The following is a 25,410-nucleotide window of genomic DNA, read 5'->3' as shown; positions in this document are numbered from 1 at the left end:
TCACTGCGCACACTCATCCATCGCTGTAATCCTTTGCTGAGGGTTGTCAGGCGCGGGGAGCGAGGTTCAAACTGCGGCCCTTGTCGCAGGCTTTGGCCTGCGCCTCTTCTATCTATAAGCAGGCGACTGCGAACAGCGTCGAACGCCTGCGTGTTGACCATTCATTCAGGGATCCGGACATGGAACTGGTTGTAAAAAGCGTTAGCCCAGAAACGTTGAAAACCGCCACCCTGGTGGTTGCCGTCGGCGAAGGCCGCAAACTCGGTGTCGCCGCCAGACTGGTCGACGAGTCGAGCGGCGGCGCGATCAGCGCCGTGCTCAAGCGTGGCGACCTGGCCGGCAAGGTCGGTCAAAGCCTGCTGCTGCACAGCCTGCCGAACCTGAAAGCCGAGCGCGTGTTGCTGGTCGGCGTGGGCAAGGACGAGGAACTGGGCGACCGTCCGTTCCGCAAAATCGTTGCCGGCATCCTCAACACCCTCAAAGGCCTGGGCGGCGGTGATGCCGTGCTGGCGCTGGATGAAGTCATCGTCAAAGGTCGCGACAGCTACGGCAAGACCCGCCTGCTGGCGGAAACCCTGGTCGACGGCGGCTACACCTTCGACCAGTTCAAGAGCCAGAAAGCCGAACCGCGCGCGCTGAAGAAAATCACCCTGCTGACCATCAAGGCTGCGCAAGCCGAAGTGCAGCGCGCCGTGAACCACGCCACCGCCATCGCCAACGGCATGGCCTTCACCCGCGATCTGGGCAACCTGCCGCCGAACATCTGCCACCCGACGTTCATGGGCGAACAGGCCAAGAATCTGGGCAAAGAGTTCAAGGATCTGAAAGTCGAAGTCCTCGACGAGAAGAAGATCAAATCCCTCGGCATGGGCTCGTTCTACGCAGTGGGCCAGGGCAGCGCCCAGCCGCCGCGCCTGATCGTCATGCAATACAACGGTGGCAAGAAATCCGAGAAGCCATACGCGCTGGTCGGCAAGGGCATCACCTTCGACACCGGCGGCATCAGCCTGAAGCCGGGCGCCGGCATGGACGAGATGAAGTACGACATGGGCGGCGCTGCCTCCGTGTTCGGCACATTGCGCGCCGTGCTTGAGCTGAAACTGCCGATCAATCTGGTGTGCATCCTCGCCTGCGCCGAAAACATGCCGAGCGGCAATGCGACCCGTCCGGGCGACATCGTCACCACCATGAGCGGCCAGACCGTGGAAATCCTCAACACCGACGCCGAAGGCCGTCTGGTGCTGTGCGATGCGCTGACCTACGCCGAGCGCTTCAAGCCACAAGCGGTGATCGACATCGCCACCCTGACCGGTGCTTGCGTGGTGGCCCTGGGCGCACACACGTCCGGCCTGCTGGGCAACAACGACGAACTGATCGACCAACTGCTCAGCGCCGGCAAGGCTGCCGACGACCGCGCCTGGCAACTGCCGCTGTTCGACGAGTATCAAGAGCAGCTGGACAGCCCGTTCGCCGACATCGCCAACATTGGCGGGCCGAAGGCCGGCACCATCACTGCCGCCTGCTTCCTGTCGCGCTTCACCAAGAACCTCAACTGGGCGCACCTGGACATCGCCGGCACGGCATGGACCAGCGGCGGCAAGGACAAGGGCGCCACTGGCCGTCCGGTTCCGCTGCTGACCCAGTACCTGCTCGATCGCGCCAAAGCCTGACACCGCTGATGGGCGGCGGCGCCACTTTCGGGTGACGCCGCTTGCCGCTCTGGAACCGCAATGACCAAAGTCGACTTCTATATCCTGCCCAGCGCCGATCCTTCAGCGCGTCTGGATTTCGCCTGCAAGCTCACCGAGAAAGCCTGGCGCATGGGCCATCGCATCTACCTGCATTGCAGCGATGCGGCCCAACGTGACGATATCGATGCGCGTCTGTGGGCATTCAAGGGCGAAAGTTTCGTGCCTCACGGCCCTGCCGACAGTGAGCCCGACGGTTTGATCGTGCTGGGACACGGGGCAGACTGCGGTGAGCACCAGGATCTGCTGGTCAATCTCGATCTGAAAGTCCCGGCCTTCGCCAGCAAATTCGCCCGCGTGGCGGAAGTGGTGGTGGAAGATCCGACCATCCGCGCAGCGGCGCGGGAGAGTTTCCGTTTCTACCGCGAACAGGGCTATTCTCTGCAAGACCACCGTTTACAGCGACTCTGAGCATTCCAATGGACACTCCGAAACCGCAACAGAAATCCGCACACCTGCTGGACGATCTCGAATCGATCCGCCAGTTGCTCGGCGATGACAACCTGCAACCGCCGCTGTTGACCGATACGGTCGATGACGGCGAACAGGAACAGATTCCGATGCTGTTCGATTCCGTCGGCAATCAGCCGGCGGCCGTCGAGCCGCCACCAGCGCCGCCGGCTGCCCCGGCTGCCGCACCGGTCGATAAAGGCCCGGATGCCTTGCTGCACCTGGACAGCGAACTGCGCGCCGCCGCGCAATTGATCATGCAAGACGTGATCGACGACTTCGCCCCGCACATCGAAACCGAAATCAAACGTCGCCTCGATGCGCGGATGGAGCGGCTGCTCAGCCAGTACGAATAAGCCGCTGGTGTAGGAGCTACCGAAGGCTGCGATCTTTTGACTTTGCTTTCACAAAAAACAAGATCAAAAGATCGCAGCCTTCGGCAGCTCCTTGTATGTTCCCCACACACCAGCATGAATGAGATCTAAGCTCGCTGGTGCGACATACGAAGATGTGTTTCTGGGGGAGACCGATCGCTCCTTAAGGCAGGACTTGCTCCTGACCTTGCATGTAGAGAGGTCCCCCCGCCTCATTGCCCACCACGAAGAGTATCGAGAAGCCGACGAGTCGGACTTCGCATTACAAGGTTGCAGTGGCATGAAGTTCGAGGTCAGGGGAACCAGGAAGCATTTTTAACTCAGTTCTCTTGGAGTTGAAAGCATGAACATGCACGTCGGTTTGGATGTGGGGTCTCGTACTACAGCGATGGGCTGGCGCAATGGCGGTCGCTTTGCAGGTCAGTGCAATATCGACCAGACACCGGCGGGTCGCAAAGCTGCTGTCGGCAAGTTACTTGAGCTCAAGCCTATGTCTGTGGTGATGGAAGCCACAGGAATCTACTATCTGGACTTGGCCATGGAGCTAGCTGCGGCGGGTTTGCCAGTCTCGGTTATCAATCCGAAGAGTTTTCACAACTTTGCAAAGCTGATGCTGAAAAACAGCAAAACGGACGCAATCGATGCCCAGTTATTAGCTGAGTACGGCGAACGCATGAGCCCAAGGTTGTGGACGCCGCCCACTTCAATACAGCTTGAGCTGCGCGCTATCGGTCGCCACATCAATCGTTTGACGGGTCATCGCACCCGCGCCAAAAACGAGCTGCATGCACTAAAAGCCACTCAAACAACTCTTCTGATGCTGATTGAGGACGAAGAAGAAGCCATCAACGCCTTTGACAAACGAATCGAGCGTTTCCGACTAGCGGGTCGTGCATTGATCGACAACTGCCCAACGTTGAGCGCCCAGTTCGCCCACATGATCGCCGCCCCTGGCATGGGTGAGATCTCAGTATTTGCGGCGCTGGCTGAACTGACGACCTTACCGGTAACGCTCAAGTCAGCGCAGGTCAGCCGCCATGCCGGACTCGATGTCCGACTCACGCAATCAGGCACCAGCATTGATAAACCCGGCCGGATAAGTAAGGGCGGCAATGCCTATTTGCGATCAGCGATGTACATGCCTGCGCTGACTGCCATACGTTGCGACCCAAATGTGAAAGCGTTTTACGAAGCCTTGGTGGCTCGAGGAAAGAGGAAGATGCAGGCTATCGTCGCAGTCATGCGCAAATACCTGACCGGACTATGGGCCTGCATGCGGGCAGGCGAAGACTTCAGTACAGCCAAGCTTTTTAGCGATAAACACACCCAAAAAGCTTGACCGTGAACAGAGTATCTACATTTAGATCTCCGCCCGACCTCCCCCGCTCGCCCTCGGCACCACGCCCCGCTATACTTCCCGGCTTTTCCTGAATAAATGCCAATAGGGTCCCGCCGCGCATGGATAAGACCTACCAGCCGCACGCCATTGAAACTTCCTGGTACAAGACCTGGGAGTCCGAGAACTACTTCGCCCCGCAAGGCGCGGGCGAGTCCTACACCATCATGATCCCGCCGCCGAACGTCACCGGCAGCCTGCACATGGGTCACGGTTTCAACAACGCGATCATGGACGCCTTGATCCGTTTCCGCCGCATGCAGGGTCGCGACACCCTGTGGCAACCGGGCACCGACCATGCCGGTATCGCCACGCAGATGCTGGTGGAGCGTCAGCTCGAAGCCCAGGGCCAGAATCGTCACGATCTGGGCCGGGAAAAATTTCTCGAAAAAGTCTGGGAATGGAAAGATCAGTCCGGCGGCAACATCAGCCGGCAGATCCGTCGCCTCGGCTCGTCCGTCGACTGGAGCCGCGAGCGCTTCACCATGGACGACGGCCTCTCGGAAGCGGTCAAGGAAGCTTTCGTGCGCCTGCATGAAGACGGCCTGATCTACCGCGGCAAGCGTCTGGTCAACTGGGACACCAAACTGCACACGGCGATTTCCGACCTCGAAGTGGAAAACCACGAAGAGAAAGGCTTCCTGTGGAACCTGAAATACCCATTGGCCGATGGTGTAAAAACCGCCGAGGGCGATGACTTCCTGATCGTCGCCACCACCCGTCCGGAAACCATGCTCGGTGACTCCGCCGTCGCGGTTAACCCGAACGACGAACGCTACAAAGCGCTGATCGGCAAATTCGTCGAGCTGCCACTGGTTGGCCGCCGCATCCCGATCATCGCCGACGATTATTGCGACCCTGAATTCGGCACCGGCTGCGTGAAAATCACCCCGGCCCACGATTTCAACGACTACGAAGTCGGCAAGCGCCACAACCTGCCGCTGCTGAACATCTTCGACAAGAACGCCAACGTGCTGCCTGCCGCTCAGGTGTTCAACCTCGACGGCACGCTGAACGAGAGCATCGACGGCAAGATTCCGGCCGAGTTCGCTGGCCTGGAACGTTTCGAAGCGCGCAAGCAGATCGTTGCCGCGTTCGACGCCGCCGGCCTGCTGGTGAGTGTCAACGATCACAATCTGAAAACGCCGAAAGGCGATCGCTCCGGCACGGTCATCGAGCCGTGGCTGACCGACCAGTGGTACGTATCGACCAAGCCGCTGGCCGAGCCGGCGATTGCTGCCGTTGAAGACGGTCGCATCCAGTTCGTGCCCAAGCAGTACGAAAACATGTACTTCTCGTGGATGCGCGACATCCAGGACTGGTGCATCAGCCGTCAGCTGTGGTGGGGCCACCGGATTCCGGCCTGGTACGACGAGTCGGGCAAGGTCTACGTCGGTCGCGACGAAGCCGAAGTCCGTGCCAAGCACAACCTCGGCCCGGACGTTGCGCTGCAACAGGACAACGACGTACTCGACACCTGGTTCAGTTCCGGCCTGTGGACCTTCTCGACCCTGGGCTGGCCTGAGCAGACCGAGTTCCTGAAGAAATTCCACTCCACCGACGTGCTGGTCACCGGTTTCGACATCATCTTCTTCTGGGTTGCCCGGATGATCATGATGACCATGCACCTGATGAAGAACGAAGACGGCACGCCGCAGGTTCCGTTCAAGACCGTTTACGTACACGGTCTGGTGCGCGACGGCCAAGGCCAGAAGATGTCCAAGTCCAAGGGCAACGTCCTTGACCCGCTGGACATCATCGACGGCATCGACCTGGAAACCCTGGTGCAGAAGCGCACCTCGGGCCTGATGCAACCGAAACTGGCGAAGAAGATCGAGAAAGCCACCCGCGAAGAGTTCGCCAACGGCATCGAAAGCTACGGCACCGACGCCCTGCGCTTCACGTTCTGCTCGCTGGCCTCGACCGGTCGCGACATCAAGTTCGACATGGGTCGCGTCGAAGGCTATCGCAACTTCTGCAACAAGATCTGGAACGCCGCGCGTTACGTTCTGGACAAGGGCGAAGACTGCGGCCAGAACGGCGAAGCCTACGAGCTGTCGCTGGCTGATCGCTGGATCATCTCGCAGCTGCAACGCACCGAAGCCGAAGTGACCCGCCAACTGGATCAGTTCCGTTTCGACCTCGCCGCGCAAGCGCTGTACGAGTTCATCTGGAACCAGTACTGCGACTGGTATCTGGAACTGTCCAAGCCTGTGCTGTGGGACGAGAACGCGCCGGTCGAACGTCAGCGCGGCACTCGCCGTACGCTGGTGCGCGTGCTGGAAGTGGCGCTGCGTCTGGCGCATCCGTTCATGCCGTTTATCACTGAAGAAATCTGGCAGCGTATCGCGCCGCTGGCCGGTATTCAGGGCAAAACGATCATGCTGCAGCCTTGGCCGGTGGCCAACGAGGAGCGCATCGATCCGGCGGCGGAAAACGACATCGAATGGCTCAAGGAACTGATGCTCGGCACGCGCAACATTCGTGGCGAGATGAACATCGGCCCGGGCAAGCCACTGCCGATCTACCTGAAGAACGTCAGCGCTGAAGACCAGCGCCGCCTGACCGAGAACGAAGCGCTGCTGAAGAAGCTGGCGCGCCTGGAATCGATCACCGTACTCGCCGCTGGCGAAGAAGCACCGCTGTCCGCCACCGCACTGGTCGGCGAAATGGAAGTGCTGGTGCCGATGGCCGGTCTGATCGACAAGGGCGCCGAACTGGCGCGTCTGGACAAGGAAATCCTGCGTCTGCAGGGCGAAGTCCAGCGGGTTGGCGGCAAGCTTTCCAACGCAGGATTCGTCGACAAGGCCCCGGCCGAAGTCATCGAGAAGGAACGCGCCAAACTGGCCGAGGCCGAACAAGCCCTGGGCAAGCTGGCCGAGCAGCATGCGCGGATTGCCAGCCTGTAACGGCAAATCGCACTGAAAAAGGGAGGCCCAAGTGGCCTCCCTTTTTTATTCCTGAAAAACCTTGAGTCCCCTGTGGGAGCGAGCCTGCTCGCGAAAGCGCTGTGTCAGCCGACAAATCTGCCGGATGTGAAACCGCCTTCGCGAGCAGGCTCGCTCCCACAGTTTGAACGGTGTTGCCTTCAGATGTGGGACAATGCCCGCCACTTTCAGCCATACCCGAATCGACCACGCCCATGACTGCCCCCCGCACACCCAAACCTGCGCGCAAGAAGCCTGACGCCGCGTCCCCGAGCAAAGCCGTCGAGCCGCGCGAGAAGGCCAGCCTGCATCCGCGCAATCGCCATCAGGGTCGTTACGACTTTCCGGCACTGATCAAGACCACGCCGGAACTGGCCAAGTACGTGATCACCAACCCGTACGGCAAGGAAAGCATCGACTTCGCCAGCCCCGACGCGGTACGTGTGTTCAATCGGGCGCTGCTCAAGGCGTTCTACGGCATCCAGCATTGGGACATCCCGGCGGACTATCTTTGCCCTCCGGTTCCGGGGCGTGCCGACTATGTGCACTTTCTCGCCGACCTGCTGGCGAGCATGAACGACGGCAAGGTCCCGCGCGGCGCGATCGTCAATGTGCTGGATATCGGCATGGGCGCCAACTGCGTGTATCCGCTGATCGGCAACAGCGAATATCGCTGGCACTTCCTCGGCTCGGAGATCGACCCGACAGCCGTGGCGGCGGCGCGAGCCATCGTGCAGTCCAATGATCTGAGCAAAGTGATCCAGCTGCGCCAGCAGGAAAACCGCAAGCACATCCTCATTGGCTTGCTGGAGCCGGGCGAGCGTTTCGACCTGACCATGTGCAACCCGCCGTTCCACGCTTCGATGGAAGAAGCGACCAAGGGCAGCGAGCGCAAGTGGCGCGCCTTGGGCAAGGCCGACCCGAAACGCAAGCTGCCGGTGCTGAACTTCGGCGGGCAATCGGCGGAGCTGTGGTGTGAAGGCGGTGAAGCGCGCTTCGTGACGCAGTTGATTGCCGAAAGTGCGAACTTCCAGCACAAAGTGTTGTGGTTCAGCACCCTGGTATCGAAGGCCTCGAACCTGCCGGCCATCGAGACCGCACTGAAGAAGGCTGGCGTGCTGGAGAGCCAGGTCGTGGAGATGTCGCAGGGCCAGAAGCAGAGCCGCTTTGTTGCCTGGACCTTCCAGACCAAGTCCGAGCAGCAGATCTGGCGACGCGAGCGCTGGGTTCGCTAACACACAGCAGATCCCCTGTGGGAGCGAGCCTGCTCGCGAAGGCGGCGTGTCAGTCAGCTTCAATATCGACTGACCTACCGCTTTCGCGAGCAGGCTCGCTCCCACATTGGCACTGCGATTCAGTCGCTAAATCACAGACACAAAAAAACCGTGCCCCGGATCACTCCGAAGCACGGTTTTTTTATCGCTGCGTCTTACTTGTTCACAGCGTCGGTCAGGCCTTTGGCCACAACCAGCTTGATCACTTTCTTTGCAGGGATTTCGATGGCAGCGCCAGTCGAAGGGTTACGGCCGGTGCGGGCAGGACGCTCGGTCACTTTCAGCTTGCCGATGCCTGGCAAGGTGATTTCGCCGCCGTTTTCCAGCTGATCGGCAACGATTTGGCCCAGTTGGTCCAGAGCGTTACGCGCGGTGGTTTTCGGCGCGTCGATAGCTTCAGCGATGTCGGCGATCAGTTGGTCTTTAGTAAGAGCCATGTAGTGTTCCTTCCCTATCAAATTCATATGGATTGCAGAGTGCAGTGTCAGCCATCGAGCCCGATCTTCTGGATCTGGCACCCTCGGCGATAACCACGACGAGTCGGGTTATAGATGCCGAAATCAGGGTTTGGTTCGACCTGACAAATGCTGAATGCACGCTTAACGCAGTGACTTCGCGTAAGACCGGGCAAAACTAGCACAGCGACAAGGAAATATCCGCCTCTAGCTACCCATTTGGTCAGCTTTATTGCGCTAAATCGGTAAAAAACCGCTTAAGGCCGGGTGCGCGCCCCGGTTTTGCCCTGCAACCCGCGCCAAAACCAGTGGTTGCGGTACACTGAGCGCTTTTTCGGGGGAGCCTGCCCTCCTCCCTTCCAACAGCCGAGAAGCCCATGCCGATCCGTCATTGCATCGTCCACCTGATCGACAAAAAACCCGACGGCACGCCCGCAGTTCTGCACGCCCGTGACTCTGAACTGGCCGAGTCCGCCGCCATCGAAAACATGCTCGCCGACCTCAACGAAAGCTACAACGCCAAACAGGGCAAAGCCTGGGGCCTGTTCCATCCGGAATCCGGCGCATTCCCGTTCAGCGGCTGGTTGAAGGAGTACATGGACGGCGGCCTTGACTTCACCGCGTTCAGTAAAGTGGCGGTCGAGCATCTGCAGAAGCTGATGGAAGAATCCAACCTGTCGGTGGGCGGCCACGTGCTGTTCGCCCACTATCAGCAAGGCATGACTGACTACCTGGCGATCGCCCTGCTGCACCACAGCGAAGGCGTGGCGGTGACCGACGAGCTCGACGTAACGCCTTCGCGCCATCTCGACCTTGGCCAGTTGCATCTGGCAGCGCGGATCAACGTTTCCGAGTGGCAGAACAACAAGCAGTCCAAACAGTACATTTCGTTCATCAAGGGCAAGAATGGCAAGAAGGTCTCGGAATATTTCCGCGACTTCATCGGCTGCCAGGAAGGCGTCGACGGCCCCGGCGAGACCCGCACCCTGCTCAAAGCCTTCAGTGACTTTGTCGAGAGCGAAGACCTGCCGGAAGACTCGGCCCGCGAGAAAACCAAGACTCTGGTCGACTACGCCAGCAGCCAGGCCAAGCTCGGCGAACCGATGGGACTTGAGGAGCTGTCGGAACTGATCGACGAAGAACGCCCGAAGGCCTTCTACGATCACATTCGCAACAAGGACTACGGCCTGTCGCCGGAGATCCCGGCGGACAAACGTACCCTCAACCAATTCCGCCGCTTCACCGGCCGTGCCGAAGGCCTGTCGATCAGCTTCGAAGCGCATCTGCTGGGGTCGAAGATCGAGTACGACGAAGAGAACGGCACCCTGATCATCAAAGGCCTGCCGACTTCGCTGACCGACCAGCTGAAGCGGCGTAACTGATGCTCGGCAATGTGCTGAAAAAAGTCGCCCTGGTGCTGCTGGTGGTCGTGGTTTATCAGAACTGGGGCAAGATCGAGCGAGTGTTCAATCCCTCGCAGATGGTCTCGCAGCAAACCCGGGCGCAAGCCAATGTCGTGCTTTATGCCACCGACTGGTGCGGCTACTGCAAACAGACCAAACGCTTTCTCGACAGCAAGGGCATACCGTTCAAGGAGTTCGATATCGAGAAAGATGCTGATGCGCGCAAGGCGTATGAAGCATTGGGTGGACGCGGGATTCCGCTGATCGATGTGAACGGCACGTTGATTCGCGGGTTCGATCCGGACGAAATCCTTGCAGCCCTGAAATAACCAATGTGGGAGCGAGCCTGCTCGCGAAAGCGCTGCATCAGCCAACAACCATGTTGAATGATCCATCGTCTTCGCGAGCAGGCTCGCTCCCACAGGTTTTGCAGCTGCTTGATAAATCAGCGCGCTTCGATACGGAAACCAAAACGCGGAAAGTGCACATGCACCACGCCGCCACGTTCGTCTTCACGGCGAATGATCAGCTCTTCACTGCCAGCAAACAACAACTCGCCTGCCACCGGATCAACGCCGTAATCGACAGCGGCAATTGCCACTTGCTGTCCCGTCTTGAAGCCGTTCGGATCAACGAACCGCTCATCCGGCAATGCCGCTGGCGTCGCGTTACGCGCGACCTCCAATGCCTCGGCAGAGGACATCTCGCTCGCTGCGCCATGGCCGAACCCCAGCACCCGACCCAGCCACGCCGCAACCGCCGGATATTCATCCACCAGCGGCGCCGTGACGTGGGTCGCCTTGAGGAACCACAGCGGATGCGCCAGGGCGAAGTCGGCAATCGATGGCTCGCCGAAGAGGAAGTCGCCCTGCTCGCGCTGCAACTGTTGCTCCAGCCGCGCCATAATCGTCGGCCACTGATGTTTGGCCTGCTCGGCGGACAGACGCGTGGCGCTGCCACCGCTGAACAACCCGGCGCGGTCGGCCAGGAAGGCCTTGATCGCTTCCGGCGGCAATTTGCCGAAACGCACGGCTACCGATTCTGGCTGGAACACCAGGCTCACCGCGTGCTGGAACACCACCGAATCGGCCCACGCCGCGAAACTGGCGCTGGTCATTTCCTGGCCTTCGGGAAAGAACGCCGGCAGGGCTTTTTCCTGTTCCAGGCGTCGAGCGATCAGTGCGGTGTCGCAATAAATGTCAGCACCGATCTGCAACACTGGGGTCTTGCGGTAGCCACCGGTCAACGCCGTCAGATCCGGCTTGGGCATCACCGGGGAAATATGCACCGAACGCCAGGACAGGCCTTTGAAGCCCAGCAGCAGGCGCGCCTTCTCGGCAAATGGAGAGGTCGGGTAATGGTGCAGAATCAACTCGGACATGCTCGGCTCCGCCGCTGGAAAAGTGAATCCGCAGCTTAGCGCGCATTGCCTGACAGGCCTACCGATCTGCCTGATGGGAACCAATCAGTCAGATTGATAAGACGCGACCAGGCATTCCTTGGCGCTCTTCTTGAGTTTCTTGATCAGCCGTTCCTGTCGCAGGGCATCGCTTTTGTCACGGCACAGTTCGGTGTAGACCAACGCCATCGCCGGGCTGGAAAGAAAGAACCGCGCTCCCTTGCCGCTCTGGTGCTTGGCGAAACGGCGTACGGGGTCGTCGCTGATTCCGCAATACAACGAGCCATTGGCGGCACGCACGAGGTAGACGAACCAGGATTTACTCACTGGTTCGGCAGCATCGACGGATTTTTCGCTAAGGCTGGTCACTTCGGGATCTGAACGTGTAGGAAAACAGGCGGCGATCTTATCAGCGCCCGGCCTGAAATGCCTTCAGTCCCTTGCGCGCCTGGGCACGTACCGCGTTGCGCACCAGCGGCGTCCAGCCCAGCAGCAGGCCTTTGAAACCCAACGCCTGCCGCGACCAGCGCCACAGATCGAAGTGGTCGTGGTGCTCACAGATCTTGCCGTCCCGGAAGACGAAGCGCGCCTGGATGTCGTTGACCACGACGTTGCCGGTCTGACTGAACAGGTAAGTCGCCACCCAATGCGCGCCGCCGGTGCGCTCGTCGGCGCGGACATTGTCAAAAGTCAGGGAAAAATCCCTGGCGCGGGTAGTCAGCATGCGCCACATGTCGCCGGCATCGCGCCCGCGCAACTCGCCGAAGGCCGGATCGCTGAAGACCACATCATCGGTGTAGCAGGCGGCCATGGCTTCTGCGTCAAGGCGCTGAAAGGCTTGGTAGAAGCGGGTGATCAGGGCGCTATGGGCTTCGCTCAAGGCAATCTCCAAAGAAATAGGTACAGATTGCCAGCACCATAATCTGCCGCGCGCAGAAACACTATCGGCAATACGCAAAACCTTTGTGGGAGCGACCCTGCTTGCGAAGGCAATTCAACATTCAACATCCATGTTGACCGAAACACCGCTTTCGCGAGCAGGCTCGCTCCCACATTTGCAACCAGTGCATTCAGATCTTTTCGCTTTGCACCTGCACATACAACGCCCGCCCGGCACCCAGCCCGGCCAGGATCGCACCAGCGCCGATAACGCCGAAGATCCAGCCCAGGGCATTCCAGCCGCCGGTCCAGTCATGCACCACGCCCACGGCAAACGGCCCCATGGACGCCAGCGTGTAGCCAAACCCCTGGGACATGCTCGACAGGTTCGCCGCGACATGGGAATCACGCGAGCGCAGCACGATCAGGGTCAGGGCCAGACTGAACGTGCCGCCCTGCCCCAGTCCGAGCAGAATCGCCCAGCCCCACAGACCTTCGATCGGTGCGTACAGGCAGCCGAACAGGCCGGCCAGGGTCAGCGCCATGACCACGACAATCGCCAGGCGCTGATCCTTGCCCCGGGTCGCCAGCCACGGCGCGGCCAGCGAACTGGCCAGTTGAATGATCACCGAACCGGACAGCACCAATCCGGCCTGAGTCGGTGTCAGCCCGCGCCCGATGAGGATTGACGGCAACCAGCCAAATACGATGTAGGCCAGCGACGATTGCAGGCCCATGTACAAGGTCACCTGCCAGGCCAGCGGATCACGCAGCAACCCGCGCACGCGATAGGCGACGTTGTGTGCGCCATGTTTGGAGCCGACTTGTGGCAGCCAGAATACCGCGGCCACCAATGCCGGAATCACCCAGAACCCCAGGCCCATCGCCCAGCTGTTGCCGAAGTGTTCACTCAGCGGCACGGTCGAACCCGCCGCCATCGCTGCGCCCAGGCACAGCGCCATGGTGTAGACGCCGGTCATGGTCCCGGCATGTTTGGCGAAATCGCGTTTGACAATGCCCGGTAACAGCACGCCGACAATGCCGATGCTGGCGCCGCCAAGCACGCTGCCGGCGAACAGGCCGATCTCGCCGAAATTACTGCGCAGGATAATCCCGCCGGCCAGCGTCAGCAGAATTCCCAGCACCACGCGCTCGGCACCGAAACGCCGCGCCAGAATCGGCGCCAGCGGCGCAAACAGGCCAAGGCACAGCACCGGCAACGTGGTCAGCAATCCCGCCTGCGCCGCAGACAGTCCGAGACTGCTGGAGACCTCGCTGAGCAACGGCGCCATGCTCGACAACGCCGGGCGCAGGTTCAGCGCCACCAGAATCAAGCCGAGCAGCAACAGCCACGGGCGTTTTACCAATGGGTGGCTTTGCTGGACCTGCTCGTCATCAGCCTCGGCATCGATCAGCAGCTCTTCAAGTTCGGGGGTGCGTTTCGACGCTGTGGATAACTCACTGCGGGGCATGGATTTCTCGGTTTCAAGGTTCATTGATCAACTGCCTCGACAAGGCTTTGGCCCGTTCCGGGTCGCGTTGCTCGACCGCATCGAGCAAGTCGATGTGCAGATCGAACACTTCCTGACGGCGCGGGGAGATATTCAAGGTCTGGCGCAATTGCGCGCCGACGATGCTGGAGAAATATCGATACAGCTCGCTGAGGGTCGGGTTGTGCGCGGCGTCGACCAGTCGGCGATGGAACACCAGATCGCAGGCGATGTAAGTGTCGAGATCACCATGGTAGTGGCTGCCGCTGGTGCCGAGCGCTTCGCGCAGGGCCGCCAGATCGTCATCGGTACGACGCAACGCCGCCAGGCCGATGGCCTCGACTTCAAGGATGTGTCGGGTCTCCCGAGCCTGCTCCAGGGAACAGCGGGACAACGCCTTCAGCGTATCCAGCGGATCGACCACGGCGCGCAAATAACTGCCGTCGCCTTGGCGAATTTCGATCAGACCGGAAAATGCCAGAACACGCATGGCTTCGCGCACGGTGTTGCGGCTGATGCCCAGCTCGGCGCACAGCTCAGGCTCGGTCGGCAGACGCTCGCCGACTTGCCACGCACCGTTGTTGATGCGCTGACGCAGTTGATCCAAAGCCTGATCGACCAGGGATCGCTTGATCAAAGGGGAAATATCTGACATGTGCCTCGCCTTTTCATCCAATCATAGGATGAATTTTCCGACATGTTAGTCAGACCCATGTAGGACGGCAACCACCTAGGGTCAATCGGAGACACATGGAGCGGCATTTTCAATTGGTCAAAATTACCCTTTAAGGGTAATTTCAGGGACAGGGTTTTGGCTTCTTATGGAAAAGAACACACCCCATTACGACTTGGCAGTCGTGAAGGCCGAAGTAATTAGACGAGGCAAAGAAGCCTTTACACGTTATGCACTTGAGACAGGCCGGGACATGGGCATGTCATGGAAAGTGATGATGCAGGTTGTGGCAACGCTTGAGCGGCGGATGCTCTACAAATCCATGACCTCTTATTCCAACCATCGTAACTGGCACGACGTCTATCACGTATCGTTTCGAAATCGGGAGATCTACATCAAAGTGACCTACTGCACGAGCGGTGGTTCTCCGGTGATCTCCTTCAAGGAGAAAAACACATGAGCAAGAGGCAATGCCTGAGTTGCGGCACCGAACACGCAATGCACCACTTTCAAGATCGCAGTCTCGACGTCAATTACAAACAGTTTTCGCGGCCCGTACACCTTCTCGCCGGCTGGGAGTGCAGGGTCTGTGGCGAAATCATTTTTGACAGTGGTACCGACAGTGCCGAGCGCTACGTAGATGCCGGCGATCAATTACTCGAAGACGTACTTCGGCTGATCGGTACCGAAATGAAGCGTATTCGCCGAAAGCTCCATCTCACTCAAAGAAGTGCGGTGAAGTGGCTGTCAGGAGGTGGGCATAATGCGTTTTCACGATATGAACGCGGCGAACTGGCTCCGCCGCAGCCGTTGTTCACACTGATGCGGCTTCTGGATCGTCATCCCGATCTGCTAGAGGAAATTCAGGCACTTCACGCAGACGACGGTCTCAAACAACTTCTGGAAACTCGTTACCCGGAGCGGGAACCTGTTCTGGCCAGATGAGCCCAGATAAAACAAACCCGGAACTGAGTCCGGGTTTGTTTCAGTGCCTGACGGACATCAATGCAAAATCTGACTCAAGAACAACTTGGTCCGATCATTCTGCGGATTGTCGAAGAAGTCGTTCGGCGCGGCCTGCTCAACGATTTCGCCCTTGTCCATGAAGATCACGCGGTTGGCCACGGTGCGGGCGAAGCCCATTTCGTGGGTCACGCAGAGCATGGTCATGCCGTCTTCGGCCAGACCGATCATGGTGTCCAGAACCTCTTTCACCATCTCCGGGTCAAGCGCTGAAGTCGGCTCGTCGAACAGCATGATTTTCGGCTTCATGCACAAGGCGCGGGCGATCGCCACACGCTGTTGCTGACCGCCGGAAAGCTGCCCCGGATATTTGTGCGCCTGCTCCGGAATGCGTACGCGCTCCAGGTAATGCATGGCGATTTCTTCGGCCTTGCGCTTGGGCATCTTGCGCACCCACATCGGCGCCAGGGTGCAGTTCTGCAAAATGGTCAGGTGCGGGAACAGGTTGAAGTGCTGGAACACCATGCCGACTTCGCGGCGGATCGCTTCGATCTGCTTGAGGTCGTTGGTCAGTTCCACGCCGTCGACGACGATGCGGCCCTGCTGGTGTTCTTCCAGACGATTGAGGCAACGAATCGTCGTCGATTTGCCGGAACCCGACGGGCCGCACAGGACGATACGCTCGCCTTGTTTGACATTGAGGTTGATGTCTTTCAGCACGTGAAACTGGCCGTACCACTTGTTCACGCCCTGCATCTGGATGATGCCTTCCGGACCCACAGGCTTTTTGATTGCTTCGCTCATTTACAGAGAACTCCTAACGCTTGTGGCCAGTGTCGAGCTTGCGTTCCAGATGCATGGAATAGCGCGACATACCAAAACAGAAAATCCAGAACACCAGGGCGGCGAACACGTAGCCTTCGGTGGCCATGCCCAGCCATTTCGGGTCGGCGGCGGCTTGCTTGACGCTGTTGAGCAGGTCAAACAGACCGATGATGATCACCAGGCTGGTGTCCTTGAACAGCGCAATGAACGTGTTGACGATGCCCGGGATCACCAGCTTCAGGGCTTGCGGCAGAATCACCAGGCCCATCGAACGCCAGTAACCGAGGCCCATCGCCGCAGCCGCTTCGTACTGACCTTTGGGAATCGCTTGCAGACCGCCACGCACCACCTCGGCGACGTACGCCGACTGAAACAGGATCACGCCGATCAGCGCCCGCAGCAGCTTGTCGAAGTTCATGCCTTCAGGCAGGAACAGCGGCAGCATTACCGAGGACATGAACAGCACCGTGATCAACGGCACGCCGCGCCAGAACTCGATGAAGGTCACGCAGACCACACGAATCGCCGGCATGTTGGAACGTCGTCCCAGCGCCAGCACGATACCCAGCGGCAACGCCCCGGCGATGCCGACGGTGGCGATCACCAGGGTCAGCATCAGGCCGCCCCACTGGCTGGTCGGCACGGTGGTCATTCCGAAACCGCCATGCAGCAAAGTGAAGGCAATGATCGGGTACAGCACCAGGAAGCTCAGGCCGTACACCGCTTTACGCGGCACGCGCGAGATGAACAGCGGTGCTGCGCCAATGACCGCCAGCCACACGGTCAGATCAACGCGCCAGCGCAGCTCGGTCGGGTAGTAGCCGTACATGAACTGGCCGAAACGCTGCTGAATGAACACCCAGCAGGCGCCTTCCTTGGTGCAGTCGGCGCGCGTGGTGCCGACCCAGTTGGCGTCGACGATCGCCCAGCTGAGAATCGGTGGCACGACCAGGTAGATCAGGTAGAACGCAAACAGCGTCAGCAGGGTGTTGAGCCAGCTGGAGAACATGTTCGCGCGCATCCACGCCACCACGCCGATGCTGCTGTTCGGTGGAGGCATGTCGGGTTTGAAAGTATGAGTACTCATGCGCTTTTCCTTACCGCTCGATCAGCGCAATGCGCTTGTTGTACCAGTTCATCAGCAGGGAAATGCTGATACTGATCGCCAGGTACACGCTCATGGTGATGGCAATCACTTCGATGGCCTGCCCGGTCTGATTGAGCACCGTGCCCGCGAACAGCGAAACCATTTCCGGGTAACCGATACCGGCTGCCAGCGAGGAGTTCTTCGCAAGGTTCAGGTATTGGCTGGTCAGCGGCGGAATGATCACGCGCAGGGCTTGCGGGATGATCACCTTGCGCAGGGTCGGGCCGTTGCGCAGGCCGAGGGAACGCGCCGCTTCGGTCTGACCGTGGCTGACCGACTTGATCCCGGAACGCACGATCTCGGCGATGAACGCTGCGGTGTACACGGTGAGTGCGAGGGTCAACGCCAGCAGTTCCGGGATCAGCACCCAGCCACCGACAAAGTTGAAGCCCTTGAGCTCGGGCATTTCCCAGTGCAGCGGAGCGCCGAAGATCAACGCGCACAAGGTCGGGATCACCAGCGCAATCGCCAGGCCGGTCCAGAACTTGTGGAACGGTACGCCGGTTTCTTCGAAACGCTTGTTGGCCCAGCGGCACATCAGCACGATGCCGACGATGGCCAGCACGATGCTGATCACGAACGCCCAGAAGCCGTCAGCGGCGAGTGCGGCCGGCATGTTCAGGCCACGGCTGCTGACGAAGAAAGTGTCGCCGAAGTTGTGGCTGTTGCGCGGCCCCGGCATGGTCAGGAACACCGCGAAGTACCAGAACAGGATCTGCAGCAGTGGCGGAATGTTGCGGAACACTTCCACATACACCGTCGCCAGTTTGGCGATGATCCAGTTCTGCGACAGCCGCGCCACGCCGACGATGAAACCGAGGATCGTCGCCAGGATCACGCCGATAAATGTCACCAACAGGGTGTTGAGCAGGCCGATGACAAACACCCGCGCATAACTGTCCGCTTCGGTGTAGTCGATCAGGGTTTGAGCGATGCCGAACCCGGCACTGCGCTCCAGAAAGCTGAAACCGGAAGTGATACCCCGGTGCTGAAGGTTTGTTTGCGTGTTGTCGAACAGGTACCAGCCAAGCGAGATCACCGCCACAACGGTGATGATCTGGAATAGCCACGCACGCACTCGTGGATCGCTGAGGCTGAGCCTCTGCTTTGGTGCGCCGATAGAATTTTGCATGAAGTGCCCCGGAAGAAATGGAACAAGAACATCACCCGGCGGTTGGCCCGCCGGGCGATAGAACCATTAGCGCACTGGTGGTGCGTACTGAATGCCGCCGTTGTTCCACAGGGCGTTCAGGCCACGGTCGATTTCCAGCGGAGTGCTCTTGCCGAGGTTTTTCTCGAAGATTTCGCCGTAGTTGCCGACCTGCTTGACGATCTGCACAACCCAGTCTTTCGGCAGTTTCAGGTCTTTGCCGTATTCGCCGTCAGCACCGAGCATACGGGCCACGTCCGGGTTCTTGGTGGACTTGGCTTCAGCTTCGACGTTCTTCGAAGTGATGCCGGCTTCTTCGGCATTGAGCAGCGCGTAGCCGACCCAACGCACGATGGCCAGCCACTCGTCGTCGCCGTTACGTACGACCGGACCCAGTGGTTCTTTGGAAATGGTTTCCGGCAGAACCACGTAGTCCTTCGGCGAGGCCAGCTTGCTGCGCTGGGCGAACAGCTGGGACTTGTCGGAGGTCAGCACGTCGCAACGACCGGATTCCAGCGACTTGGCGCTTTCATCGGAGGTGTCGAAGGTGATCGGGGTGTATTTCAGACCGTTGCCACGGAAGTAGTCGGAAACGTTCAGCTCGGTGGTGGTACCGGCCTGGATGCAGATGGTAGCGCCGTCGAGCTCTTTGGCACTTTTCACGCCCAGCTTGTTGTTTACCAGGAAGCCGATGCCGTCGTAGTAGGTGATGAAGCCCGGGAATTTCAGGCCCATGCCCGCGTCACGGGAGCTGGTCATGGTGGTGTTGCGCGACAGGATGTCGATCTCGCCGGACTGCAGCGCGGTGAAGCGCTCCTTGGCGTTCAACTGGCTGAACTTGACCTTGTTGGCGTCGCCGAAAACGGCTGCGGCCACAGCGCGGCAGACGTCGGCGTCGATGCCGAGAATCTTGCCGGTCGCATCCGGTACCGAGAAGCCCGGCAGACCGTCGCTCACGCCACACTGCACGAAACCTTTTTTCTGTACCGCATCCAGGGTTGCACCCGCCTGAGCGAACCCGCTGACGCCGAGTACTGCTGCAGCAGTCACGACCGCCAGAGTGGATTTCAACATCTTCATTCAAACCTCCAGTTTTGCTCTTGTTGTGTCGGAGCTTGAGTCCAGTCGCACCCTTTTGAGGCGTTGTTGACCCGTGTTGGCTTTTTTTGGGGTCAACCGACGTAAGACCTTCGCTATGAGTCTAGTAGGAGAAAATCCACATCATGGATCACTCACTTCTCACCAATCGGCCGAACGGGCTGTAGCCCTTTCACGTTCGCTAAGCCCGTAGCGGCCATTGGCGAACATCCATCACCGGATTCGTTGCTATCCCATCACGCGACTGACACTGATAGTGTTACCGCCACGCGTAGGACGCTTCGTACGCAAACCTCCATAGCAAACGCCGTACCACACCGCTTGCGAAAGTGATTGCGCGACACGTCAATAGCTAAACTTGTAACCTTGCGACATCTTGTTAACGGATCAACCGGGCGCGCACTTCAATGACGCACTCAATGAGAGCGCCCGCACATTTTTGGAGCAGACATGACCGAGCCCTTGATTCTTCAGCCTGTTAAGCCCGCAGACGCCTGCGTGATCTGGCTGCACGGCCTCGGCGCCGACCGTTACGACTTCCTGCCGGTGGCCGAGGCGTTGCAGGAAAGCCTGCTGAGCACGCGCTTTGTGCTGCCGCAGGCGCCGACGTGTCCAGTGACGATAAATGGCGGATATGCCATGCCCAGCTGGTACGACATCAAGGCCATGAGCCCGGCCAGAGCGATCGACCGTGACCAGCTGGAAGCCTCGGCAGAGCGGATCATCGAACTGATCGAAAACGAGCGCGCCAGCGGAATAGACGCCTCGCGGATTTTTCTCGCCGGTTTTTCCCAGGGCGGCGCAGTGGTGCTGCACACCGCATTTCTGAAATGGCAGGGGCCGTTGGGTGGCGTGCTGGCGTTGTCGACTTACGCACCGACATTCAGCGACGAAATGGAGTTATCCGCCAGCCAGCAGCGCATTTCGGTGCTCTCGCTGCACGGCCAGTTCGATAACGTGGTGCAGAACTCGATGGGCCGCAGTGCTTACGAGCATTTGAAGAAGCATGGTGTCACCGTGACATGGCAGGAATACCCAATGGAGCACGAAGTGTTACCTGAAGAGATTCGCGACATTGGTGTCTGGTTGAGCGAACGACTGCGCTGATTGTCGACCAATCCCTGCCCATTGATCCCTCCTACTACGCCGCGCCCGATTCTTGCATTACACTGGCCGGCGTACATTCCTTAACCAATTGATGAGATGACCGTGCTCAAAGCACTCAAGAAAATGTTCGGTAAAAGCGAGGCTGAGCAGCTCGCGCCAGTTCCCAGTGCGCCGTCGCACGCCCCCGGTCATCGCGCCGATGCCCCGCAGGCCGACCGCCCCGCTCCCGCAGCCGCACCGAAGCCCGAAGAAAAACCCGCTGCGGCCGCGCCAATGGCCGTAGAGCCTGCACCCGGCGAAGCGCCGAAACCGGCCAGACCGCGTCGCGAACCGAAGCCCAAGGCACCGGTCATTCCATGGAAACTCGAAGACTTCGTCGTCGAGCCACAGGAAGGCAAAACCCGCTTTCACGATTTCAAGCTTGCCCCGGAACTGATGCACGCCATCCAGGACCTGGGCTTTCCGTACTGCACGCCGATCCAGGCGCAGGTGCTGGGCTTCACCCTCGCCGGCAAAGACGCCATTGGCCGCGCGCAGACCGGCACCGGCAAGACCGCCGCGTTCCTGATCTCGATCATCACCCAGTTGCTGCAGACGCCGCCGCCGAAAGAGCGCTATATGGGCGAGCCGCGTGCGCTGATCATCGCGCCGACCCGCGAACTGGTGGTGCAGATCGCCAAGGACGCCGCTGACCTGACCAAGTACACCGGCCTCAACGTCATGACGTTCGTCGGCGGCATGGACTTCGACAAACAGCTCAAGCACCTCGAAGCGCGGCATTGCGACATCCTCGTCGCCACGCCGGGCCGCTTGCTCGACTTCAACCAGCGCGGCGATGTGCACCTGGACATGGTCGAAGTGATGGTCCTGGACGAAGCTGACCGCATGCTCGACATGGGTTTCATCCCGCAGGTACGGCAGATCATTCGCCAGACCCCGCCGAAGTCCGAGCGCCAGACCCTGCTGTTCTCCGCGACCTTCACCGAAGACGTGATGAATCTGGCCAAGCAATGGACCACCGACCCGGCGATTGTCGAAATCGAAATCACCAACGTCGCCAACGAGAACGTCGAGCAGCACATCTACGCCGTGGCCGCTGCCGACAAATACAAGCTGCTCTACAACCTGGTCAACGATAACGGTTGGGAGCGAGTCATCGTGTTTGCCAACCGCAAGGACGAAGTACGCCGCATCGAAGAGCGTCTGGTGCGTGACGGCATCAACGCCGCGCAACTCTCCGGTGATGTGCCGCAGCACAAGCGCATCAAGACTCTGGAAGGTTTTCGCGAAGGCAAGATCCGCGTGCTGGTGGCCACCGATGTCGCCGGTCGCGGCATCCACATCGACGGCATCAGCCACGTGATCAACTTCACGCTGCCGGAAGTCCCGGACGACTACGTGCACCGCATTGGCCGTACCGGTCGTGCCGGCGCCGATGGCGTGTCGATCAGCTTTGCCGGCGAGGACGACTCCTACCAGTTGCCGTCGATCGAAGAAAAGCTTGGTCGCAAGATCAGCTGTGAAACCCCGCCGACGCATCTACTGCGTGCGGTTGAGCGCAAGCGTCCACAGTAAGCCCCGCCATATGAAAAAGCGCAGCCAGAAACGGACTGCGCTTTTTTTATGCCCGATGGTTGCTCGCCAGAACTAAAAGTCCATAATGGAAAAATAAGTTTAGTTTCGGAGCGCGAAATGTCCAGTACGCCCTATGTGATCGATCAAGCCCAGGCCCATGAGCTATTGGCGCGTATCGATGTGCCGCAGATCCTGCACAAGCTGTTCCGCGATCTGGCGGCCGGGAACGCCGTGCAGCCGGCGCAGCAATGGGTCGAGTTTCCGCAGGGTGCCGGCGACTTCATCAACTACTTGGGTGTACTGGCCGAGGACGGCGTGTACGGAGTGAAGACTTCGCCGTACATCGTCCGTGAGCAGGGTGCGCTGGTGACGGCGTGGACCCTGCTGATGTCGACGAAGACCGGTCAGCCGCTGCTGCTCTGCGATGCCGGCGAACTGACCATCGCGCGCACCGCCGCGACCACGGCCGTGGCGGTCGACGCCCTCGCCCCTTTGAATGCCCAGCGACTGGCGATCATCGGCAGCGGGAAGGTTGCTCAAGCGCATCTGCACTACGCCAAAGCGCTGCGCGACTGGCAGAGCATCAGCCTGTATTCGCCATCGCTGCTGGAAGATGCGCAAACACAGGCCGAGTTGAAGTGCATTGTGCCGTCAGTGAAGATTGCCGACAGCCTTGAGACCGTCACCGCCGATGCGGATGTGATCATGCTCTGCACCTCGTCGGCCGGGCCGGTGATTGATCCTGCAACGTTAAGCAAACCGGCGCTGATCACCTCGATCAGCACCAACGCCCCGCGCGCCCATGAAGTACCGCCGCAAAGCCTCAACGACATGCAGGTGTTCTGCGACTATCGTCTGACCACGCCGGGTTCGGCAGGTGAGATGCTGATTGCCGCCGAACAGCATGGCTGGAGCAAGGATTCGATTGTCGGCGACCTCGCCGACTTGCTCAGCGAAAAAGTGCAGCGCCCGGGTTACGACCGTCACGTGTTCTTCCGTTCAATCGGCTTGGGCCTGGAAGACATTGCCCTCGCCAATGCGGTTTATCACTTAACCCACTAACGCCAAAAATCCCCTGTGGGAGCGAGCCTGCTCGCGAATGCGGTCTGACATTCAGCGAAGATGTCGACAATACACCGCTTTCGCGAGCAGGCTCGCTCCCACAAGGGACTAGCGAACGCCTTGATATTGCGTACCCACTGGAGACCTACATGAACCACGCAGATTTCATCATCATCGGCGGCGGGATTGCCGGCGCTTCCACCGGGTTCTGGCTGGCGCCGCACGGCAAAGTGATCGTGCTTGAGCGTGAAACCCATCCCGGCTATCACTCCACCGGTCGCTCCGCCGCGCTGTACACCGCCGCCTACGGCACCGCACAGGTCCGCGCACTGACTCAGGCGAGCCGCGCGTTTTTCGACAGTCCTCCGAGCGGCTTTTGCGAGCACCCGCTGCTGACCCCGCGCGGCGAAATGACCGTCGACTTCATCGGTGATCCCGCCGAACTGAACAACCAATACCTCAGCGCCAAAGCCACCGTGCCGCAGATGCAACTGCTCAGCGCCGACGAAGCCTGCGCGCGTCTGCCGATCCTGCGCCGGGAAAAAGTCCACGGCGCGATCTACGATCCATCGGCCTGCGACATCGACACCGACGCGCTGCATCAAGGCTACCTGCGCGGCATCCGGCGCAACCACGGCGAAGTGCGCACCGATTGCGAAGTGCTCGGCTTGAGCCGCGATGCCGATGGCCTGTGGATCGTGCAGACCAACGGCGAGACATTCACCGCACCGGTGCTTATCAATGCCGCCGGTGCCTGGGCCGACAAGATCGCTGCCCTGGCCGGTGCGCAGCCGCTGGGTCTGCAAGCGAAACGCCGCGCCGCATTTATCTTTGCCGGCCCGGAAGGCGTTGACACTCATCATTGGCCAATGCTGGTCAGCCTCGACGAATCCTTCTACATGAAGCCCGACGCCGGCATGTTCCTCGGCTCGCCGGCCAACGCCGATCCGGTCGAACCGCACGATGTGCAGCCGGAAGAACTCGACATCGCCATGGGCATTTATCAGATCGAAGAGGCCACCACGCTGACCATCCGCCGTCCGACCCGCACCTGGGCCGGTCTGCGCAGTTTCGTTGCCGACGGTGATTTGCTCAGCGGCTTTGATCCGCAGGTGCCAGGGCTGTTCTGGGTCGCCGCGCAGGGCGGCTACGGCATTCAGACGTCGCCGGCGATGGGCCAGGCCAGTGCGGCGCTGGTGCGCGGCGAGCCATTCCCCGAGCACCTGCATCAATTCGGTCTGGACAGCGCCATGCTCTCCCCGGCCCGACTGGTTTGATCGCATCGACTCGTCGAAAAGATTGCGGCACACTCGCAGCGCCCCGGCACAAGGGGCGCTGACGCTGCCTGGAGCTCCACTGTCATGACTGCCCCCGAATTCGACCCGGCGCTGGATAACTTCCGCGCCATCGCCGACGCCATTGCCACGCTGTTCTTCCCCCACGCCGAGGTGGTGCTGCACGACCTGCGCACGCAGAAGGTCGACTACATCGCCAACAACCTGTCCAAGCGCGAGATCGGCGACGACTCGTCACTGGAAGACATGCTCAGCGAGGATGTCAGCGACAGGAACATCGGCCCGTACGAAAAGCTCAACTGGGACGGTCAGAAAATTCGCAGCCTGAGCACCGTGCTGCGTGACAGCGAAAGTCGGCCGCTGGCGGTGCTGTGCATCAATCTGAATATTTCCCTGTTCGAGAACGCCAAAGCGGCGCTGGACCTGTTTCTCTCGCCGAGCAAGCTGATTCCGCAGCCGGACTCGCTGTTCCGTGATGACTGGCAGGAACGCATCAACACCTTCCTCCACGCCTGGTTGCGCGAGCGGCAGTTGAGCCTGAACCTGCTGACCCGCGATCACAAACGCGAACTGGTGCTGGCGCTGCACGCCGAGGGCGCGTTCAAGGGCAAGAGCGCCTCGAACTACGTGGCCAATGTGCTGAACATGGGGCGGGCGACGGTGTACAAACATTTGAAGGAATTGAAGGGCTGAAGATTTGCATCGCTAGCGCTGGCCTCT

The 25,410-nt window shown here is 60.0% G+C and carries 25 protein-coding genes; 15 read left to right on the top strand and 10 right to left on the bottom strand.

Annotated features, from left to right (window positions below; genetic code table 11):
• Positions 1-179: 179 nt before the first annotated feature.
• The 6 genes from AB4N73_RS26575 to rlmF all read left to right on the top strand — a co-directional run bounded on the left by AB4N73_RS26575 (position 180) and on the right by rlmF (position 8,130).
• Complete coding sequence (locus AB4N73_RS26575) at positions 180-1,670, top strand: leucyl aminopeptidase (RefSeq protein WP_150636214.1); 1,491 nt, start codon at positions 180-182, stop codon at positions 1,668-1,670.
• Positions 1,671-1,730: 60 nt separating this feature from the next.
• Positions 1,731-2,159 carry a DNA polymerase III subunit chi gene (locus AB4N73_RS26570; protein WP_252887368.1) on the top strand — a complete coding sequence of 143 codons (429 nt, stop codon included), beginning with the start codon at positions 1,731-1,733 and terminating at the stop codon, positions 2,157-2,159.
• 8 nt (positions 2,160-2,167) lie between these two features.
• A complete protein-coding gene (locus AB4N73_RS26565; protein WP_056783087.1) occupies positions 2,168-2,554 on the top strand; it encodes a hypothetical protein in 387 nt (128 codons plus the stop codon).
• A gap of 361 nt (positions 2,555-2,915) precedes the next feature.
• Entirely contained in the window at positions 2,916-3,911 is a 996-nt protein-coding gene (locus tag AB4N73_RS26560) for an IS110 family RNA-guided transposase (protein ID WP_460066159.1), read from the top strand.
• Positions 3,912-4,030: 119 nt separating this feature from the next.
• Positions 4,031-6,877, top strand: coding sequence for a valine--tRNA ligase (locus tag AB4N73_RS26555; RefSeq protein ID WP_252887367.1), 2,847 nt, complete (start codon positions 4,031-4,033; stop codon positions 6,875-6,877).
• Positions 6,878-7,110: 233 nt separating this feature from the next.
• Entirely contained in the window at positions 7,111-8,130 is a 1,020-nt protein-coding gene (rlmF, locus tag AB4N73_RS26550) for a 23S rRNA (adenine(1618)-N(6))-methyltransferase RlmF (protein WP_016771571.1), read from the top strand.
• A 194-nt stretch (positions 8,131-8,324) separates the two neighbouring features.
• Here rlmF and AB4N73_RS26545 read toward each other — a convergent pair whose 3' ends face one another.
• Entirely contained in the window at positions 8,325-8,606 is a 282-nt protein-coding gene (locus AB4N73_RS26545; RefSeq protein WP_003221909.1) for an HU family DNA-binding protein, read from the bottom strand.
• 395 nt (positions 8,607-9,001) lie between these two features.
• On the opposite strand from AB4N73_RS26545, the gene yejK reads away from it, so the two are divergent.
• Together yejK and AB4N73_RS26535 are read left to right on the top strand one after the other, a co-directional pair.
• Positions 9,002-10,006, top strand: coding sequence for a nucleoid-associated protein YejK (gene yejK, locus AB4N73_RS26540; RefSeq protein WP_460142757.1), 1,005 nt, complete (start codon positions 9,002-9,004; stop codon positions 10,004-10,006).
• Positions 10,006-10,356, top strand: a complete 351-nt coding sequence (locus tag AB4N73_RS26535) for a glutaredoxin family protein (RefSeq protein WP_122707164.1) — start codon at positions 10,006-10,008, stop codon at positions 10,354-10,356. Before yejK ends, AB4N73_RS26535 begins: the two co-directional genes overlap by 1 nt.
• Before the next feature lie 116 nt (positions 10,357-10,472).
• Here the strand turns inward: AB4N73_RS26535 and AB4N73_RS26530 are convergent, their stop codons facing one another.
• From AB4N73_RS26530 to AB4N73_RS26510, 5 genes are all read right to left on the bottom strand, one after another.
• Entirely contained in the window at positions 10,473-11,408 is a 936-nt protein-coding gene (locus AB4N73_RS26530) for a glutathione S-transferase family protein (RefSeq protein ID WP_305382267.1), read from the bottom strand.
• An 84-nt stretch (positions 11,409-11,492) separates the two neighbouring features.
• Positions 11,493-11,795: a GIY-YIG nuclease family protein gene (locus AB4N73_RS26525; RefSeq protein ID WP_095180433.1), complete on the bottom strand. Its 303-nt coding sequence runs from the start codon at positions 11,793-11,795 to the stop codon at positions 11,493-11,495.
• A gap of 40 nt (positions 11,796-11,835) precedes the next feature.
• Positions 11,836-12,306, bottom strand: coding sequence for a nuclear transport factor 2 family protein (locus AB4N73_RS26520; protein ID WP_095180432.1), 471 nt, complete (start codon positions 12,304-12,306; stop codon positions 11,836-11,838).
• Between the two features lie 190 nt (positions 12,307-12,496).
• Entirely contained in the window at positions 12,497-13,801 is a 1,305-nt protein-coding gene (locus AB4N73_RS26515) for a CynX/NimT family MFS transporter (RefSeq protein WP_041479504.1), read from the bottom strand.
• Complete coding sequence (locus tag AB4N73_RS26510) at positions 13,791-14,450, bottom strand: FadR/GntR family transcriptional regulator (protein ID WP_460142755.1); 660 nt, start codon at positions 14,448-14,450, stop codon at positions 13,791-13,793. Before AB4N73_RS26510 ends, AB4N73_RS26515 begins: the two co-directional genes overlap by 11 nt.
• Before the next feature lie 166 nt (positions 14,451-14,616).
• On the opposite strand from AB4N73_RS26510, the gene AB4N73_RS26505 reads away from it, so the two are divergent.
• Together AB4N73_RS26505 and AB4N73_RS26500 are read left to right on the top strand one after the other, a co-directional pair.
• A complete protein-coding gene (locus AB4N73_RS26505) occupies positions 14,617-14,928 on the top strand; it encodes a type II toxin-antitoxin system MqsR family toxin (protein WP_071174464.1) in 312 nt (103 codons plus the stop codon).
• Positions 14,925-15,413, top strand: a complete 489-nt coding sequence (locus AB4N73_RS26500) for a type II toxin-antitoxin system MqsA family antitoxin (protein WP_150636205.1) — start codon at positions 14,925-14,927, stop codon at positions 15,411-15,413. The genes AB4N73_RS26505 and AB4N73_RS26500 overlap by 4 nt, the downstream gene beginning before the upstream one ends.
• A gap of 57 nt (positions 15,414-15,470) precedes the next feature.
• On the opposite strand, the gene AB4N73_RS26495 is transcribed toward AB4N73_RS26500, so the two are convergent.
• The 4 genes from AB4N73_RS26495 to AB4N73_RS26480 all read right to left on the bottom strand — a co-directional run bounded on the left by AB4N73_RS26495 (position 15,471) and on the right by AB4N73_RS26480 (position 19,633).
• Complete coding sequence (locus tag AB4N73_RS26495; RefSeq protein ID WP_016771581.1) at positions 15,471-16,235, bottom strand: amino acid ABC transporter ATP-binding protein; 765 nt, start codon at positions 16,233-16,235, stop codon at positions 15,471-15,473.
• Between the two features lie 13 nt (positions 16,236-16,248).
• Positions 16,249-17,343, bottom strand: a complete 1,095-nt coding sequence (locus AB4N73_RS26490) for an amino acid ABC transporter permease (RefSeq protein WP_016771582.1) — start codon at positions 17,341-17,343, stop codon at positions 16,249-16,251.
• A gap of 10 nt (positions 17,344-17,353) precedes the next feature.
• Complete coding sequence (locus AB4N73_RS26485; RefSeq protein WP_041479500.1) at positions 17,354-18,535, bottom strand: amino acid ABC transporter permease; 1,182 nt, start codon at positions 18,533-18,535, stop codon at positions 17,354-17,356.
• Between the two features lie 66 nt (positions 18,536-18,601).
• Positions 18,602-19,633 (bottom strand): amino acid ABC transporter substrate-binding protein, encoded by a 1,032-nt coding sequence (locus AB4N73_RS26480; RefSeq protein WP_016771583.1) that lies wholly within the window; start codon positions 19,631-19,633, stop codon positions 18,602-18,604.
• Between the two features lie 468 nt (positions 19,634-20,101).
• Here AB4N73_RS26480 and AB4N73_RS26475 point away from each other — a divergent pair, with 468 nt between their 5' ends.
• From AB4N73_RS26475 to AB4N73_RS26455, 5 genes are all read left to right on the top strand, one after another.
• On the top strand, positions 20,102-20,758 hold the full coding sequence (locus AB4N73_RS26475; protein ID WP_460142754.1) for an alpha/beta hydrolase: 657 nt from the start codon (positions 20,102-20,104) through the stop codon (positions 20,756-20,758).
• A gap of 96 nt (positions 20,759-20,854) precedes the next feature.
• Positions 20,855-22,333: an ATP-dependent RNA helicase RhlB gene (gene rhlB, locus AB4N73_RS26470; RefSeq protein ID WP_056783067.1), complete on the top strand. Its 1,479-nt coding sequence runs from the start codon at positions 20,855-20,857 to the stop codon at positions 22,331-22,333.
• A gap of 117 nt (positions 22,334-22,450) precedes the next feature.
• Positions 22,451-23,395: an ornithine cyclodeaminase family protein gene (locus tag AB4N73_RS26465; protein WP_460142753.1), complete on the top strand. Its 945-nt coding sequence runs from the start codon at positions 22,451-22,453 to the stop codon at positions 23,393-23,395.
• A gap of 149 nt (positions 23,396-23,544) precedes the next feature.
• A complete protein-coding gene (locus tag AB4N73_RS26460; RefSeq protein ID WP_353188219.1) occupies positions 23,545-24,672 on the top strand; it encodes an NAD(P)/FAD-dependent oxidoreductase in 1,128 nt (375 codons plus the stop codon).
• 84 nt (positions 24,673-24,756) lie between these two features.
• Positions 24,757-25,383, top strand: coding sequence for a helix-turn-helix transcriptional regulator (locus tag AB4N73_RS26455; RefSeq protein WP_016771588.1), 627 nt, complete (start codon positions 24,757-24,759; stop codon positions 25,381-25,383).
• Positions 25,384-25,410: the final 27 nt, after the last annotated feature.

This window comes from Pseudomonas sp. S3_B08 (assembly GCF_054667725.1).
The sequence above is the reverse complement of the archived record's forward strand: the minus strand, read 5'-3'. Positions and strand labels throughout refer to the sequence as shown.

Excerpts from the sequence above, each read along its gene's own strand:
- AB4N73_RS26575 (WP_150636214.1), top strand. The coding sequence starts at position 180 with ATGGAACTGGTTGTAAAAAGCGTTAGCCCAGAAACGTTGAAAACCGCC.
- AB4N73_RS26570 (WP_252887368.1), top strand. The coding sequence starts at position 1,731 with ATGACCAAAGTCGACTTCTATATCCTGCCCAGCGCCGATCCTTCAGCG.
- AB4N73_RS26565 (WP_056783087.1), top strand. The coding sequence starts at position 2,168 with ATGGACACTCCGAAACCGCAACAGAAATCCGCACACCTGCTGGACGAT.
- AB4N73_RS26560 (WP_460066159.1), top strand. The coding sequence starts at position 2,916 with ATGAACATGCACGTCGGTTTGGATGTGGGGTCTCGTACTACAGCGATG.
- AB4N73_RS26555 (WP_252887367.1), top strand. The coding sequence starts at position 4,031 with ATGGATAAGACCTACCAGCCGCACGCCATTGAAACTTCCTGGTACAAG.
- rlmF (WP_016771571.1), top strand. The coding sequence starts at position 7,111 with ATGACTGCCCCCCGCACACCCAAACCTGCGCGCAAGAAGCCTGACGCC.
- AB4N73_RS26545 (WP_003221909.1), bottom strand. The coding sequence starts at position 8,606 with ATGGCTCTTACTAAAGACCAACTGATCGCCGACATCGCTGAAGCTATC.
- yejK (WP_460142757.1), top strand. The coding sequence starts at position 9,002 with ATGCCGATCCGTCATTGCATCGTCCACCTGATCGACAAAAAACCCGAC.
- AB4N73_RS26535 (WP_122707164.1), top strand. The coding sequence starts at position 10,006 with ATGCTCGGCAATGTGCTGAAAAAAGTCGCCCTGGTGCTGCTGGTGGTC.
- AB4N73_RS26530 (WP_305382267.1), bottom strand. The coding sequence starts at position 11,408 with ATGTCCGAGTTGATTCTGCACCATTACCCGACCTCTCCATTTGCCGAG.
- AB4N73_RS26515 (WP_041479504.1), bottom strand. The coding sequence starts at position 13,801 with ATGAACCTTGAAACCGAGAAATCCATGCCCCGCAGTGAGTTATCCACA.
- AB4N73_RS26510 (WP_460142755.1), bottom strand. The coding sequence starts at position 14,450 with ATGTCAGATATTTCCCCTTTGATCAAGCGATCCCTGGTCGATCAGGCT.
- AB4N73_RS26505 (WP_071174464.1), top strand. The coding sequence starts at position 14,617 with ATGGAAAAGAACACACCCCATTACGACTTGGCAGTCGTGAAGGCCGAA.
- AB4N73_RS26500 (WP_150636205.1), top strand. The coding sequence starts at position 14,925 with ATGAGCAAGAGGCAATGCCTGAGTTGCGGCACCGAACACGCAATGCAC.
- AB4N73_RS26495 (WP_016771581.1), bottom strand. The coding sequence starts at position 16,235 with ATGAGCGAAGCAATCAAAAAGCCTGTGGGTCCGGAAGGCATCATCCAG.
- AB4N73_RS26490 (WP_016771582.1), bottom strand. The coding sequence starts at position 17,343 with ATGAGTACTCATACTTTCAAACCCGACATGCCTCCACCGAACAGCAGC.
- AB4N73_RS26485 (WP_041479500.1), bottom strand. The coding sequence starts at position 18,535 with ATGCAAAATTCTATCGGCGCACCAAAGCAGAGGCTCAGCCTCAGCGAT.
- AB4N73_RS26480 (WP_016771583.1), bottom strand. The coding sequence starts at position 19,633 with ATGAAGATGTTGAAATCCACTCTGGCGGTCGTGACTGCTGCAGCAGTA.
- AB4N73_RS26475 (WP_460142754.1), top strand. The coding sequence starts at position 20,102 with ATGACCGAGCCCTTGATTCTTCAGCCTGTTAAGCCCGCAGACGCCTGC.
- rhlB (WP_056783067.1), top strand. The coding sequence starts at position 20,855 with ATGACCGTGCTCAAAGCACTCAAGAAAATGTTCGGTAAAAGCGAGGCT.
- AB4N73_RS26465 (WP_460142753.1), top strand. The coding sequence starts at position 22,451 with ATGTCCAGTACGCCCTATGTGATCGATCAAGCCCAGGCCCATGAGCTA.
- AB4N73_RS26460 (WP_353188219.1), top strand. The coding sequence starts at position 23,545 with ATGAACCACGCAGATTTCATCATCATCGGCGGCGGGATTGCCGGCGCT.
- AB4N73_RS26455 (WP_016771588.1), top strand. The coding sequence starts at position 24,757 with ATGACTGCCCCCGAATTCGACCCGGCGCTGGATAACTTCCGCGCCATC.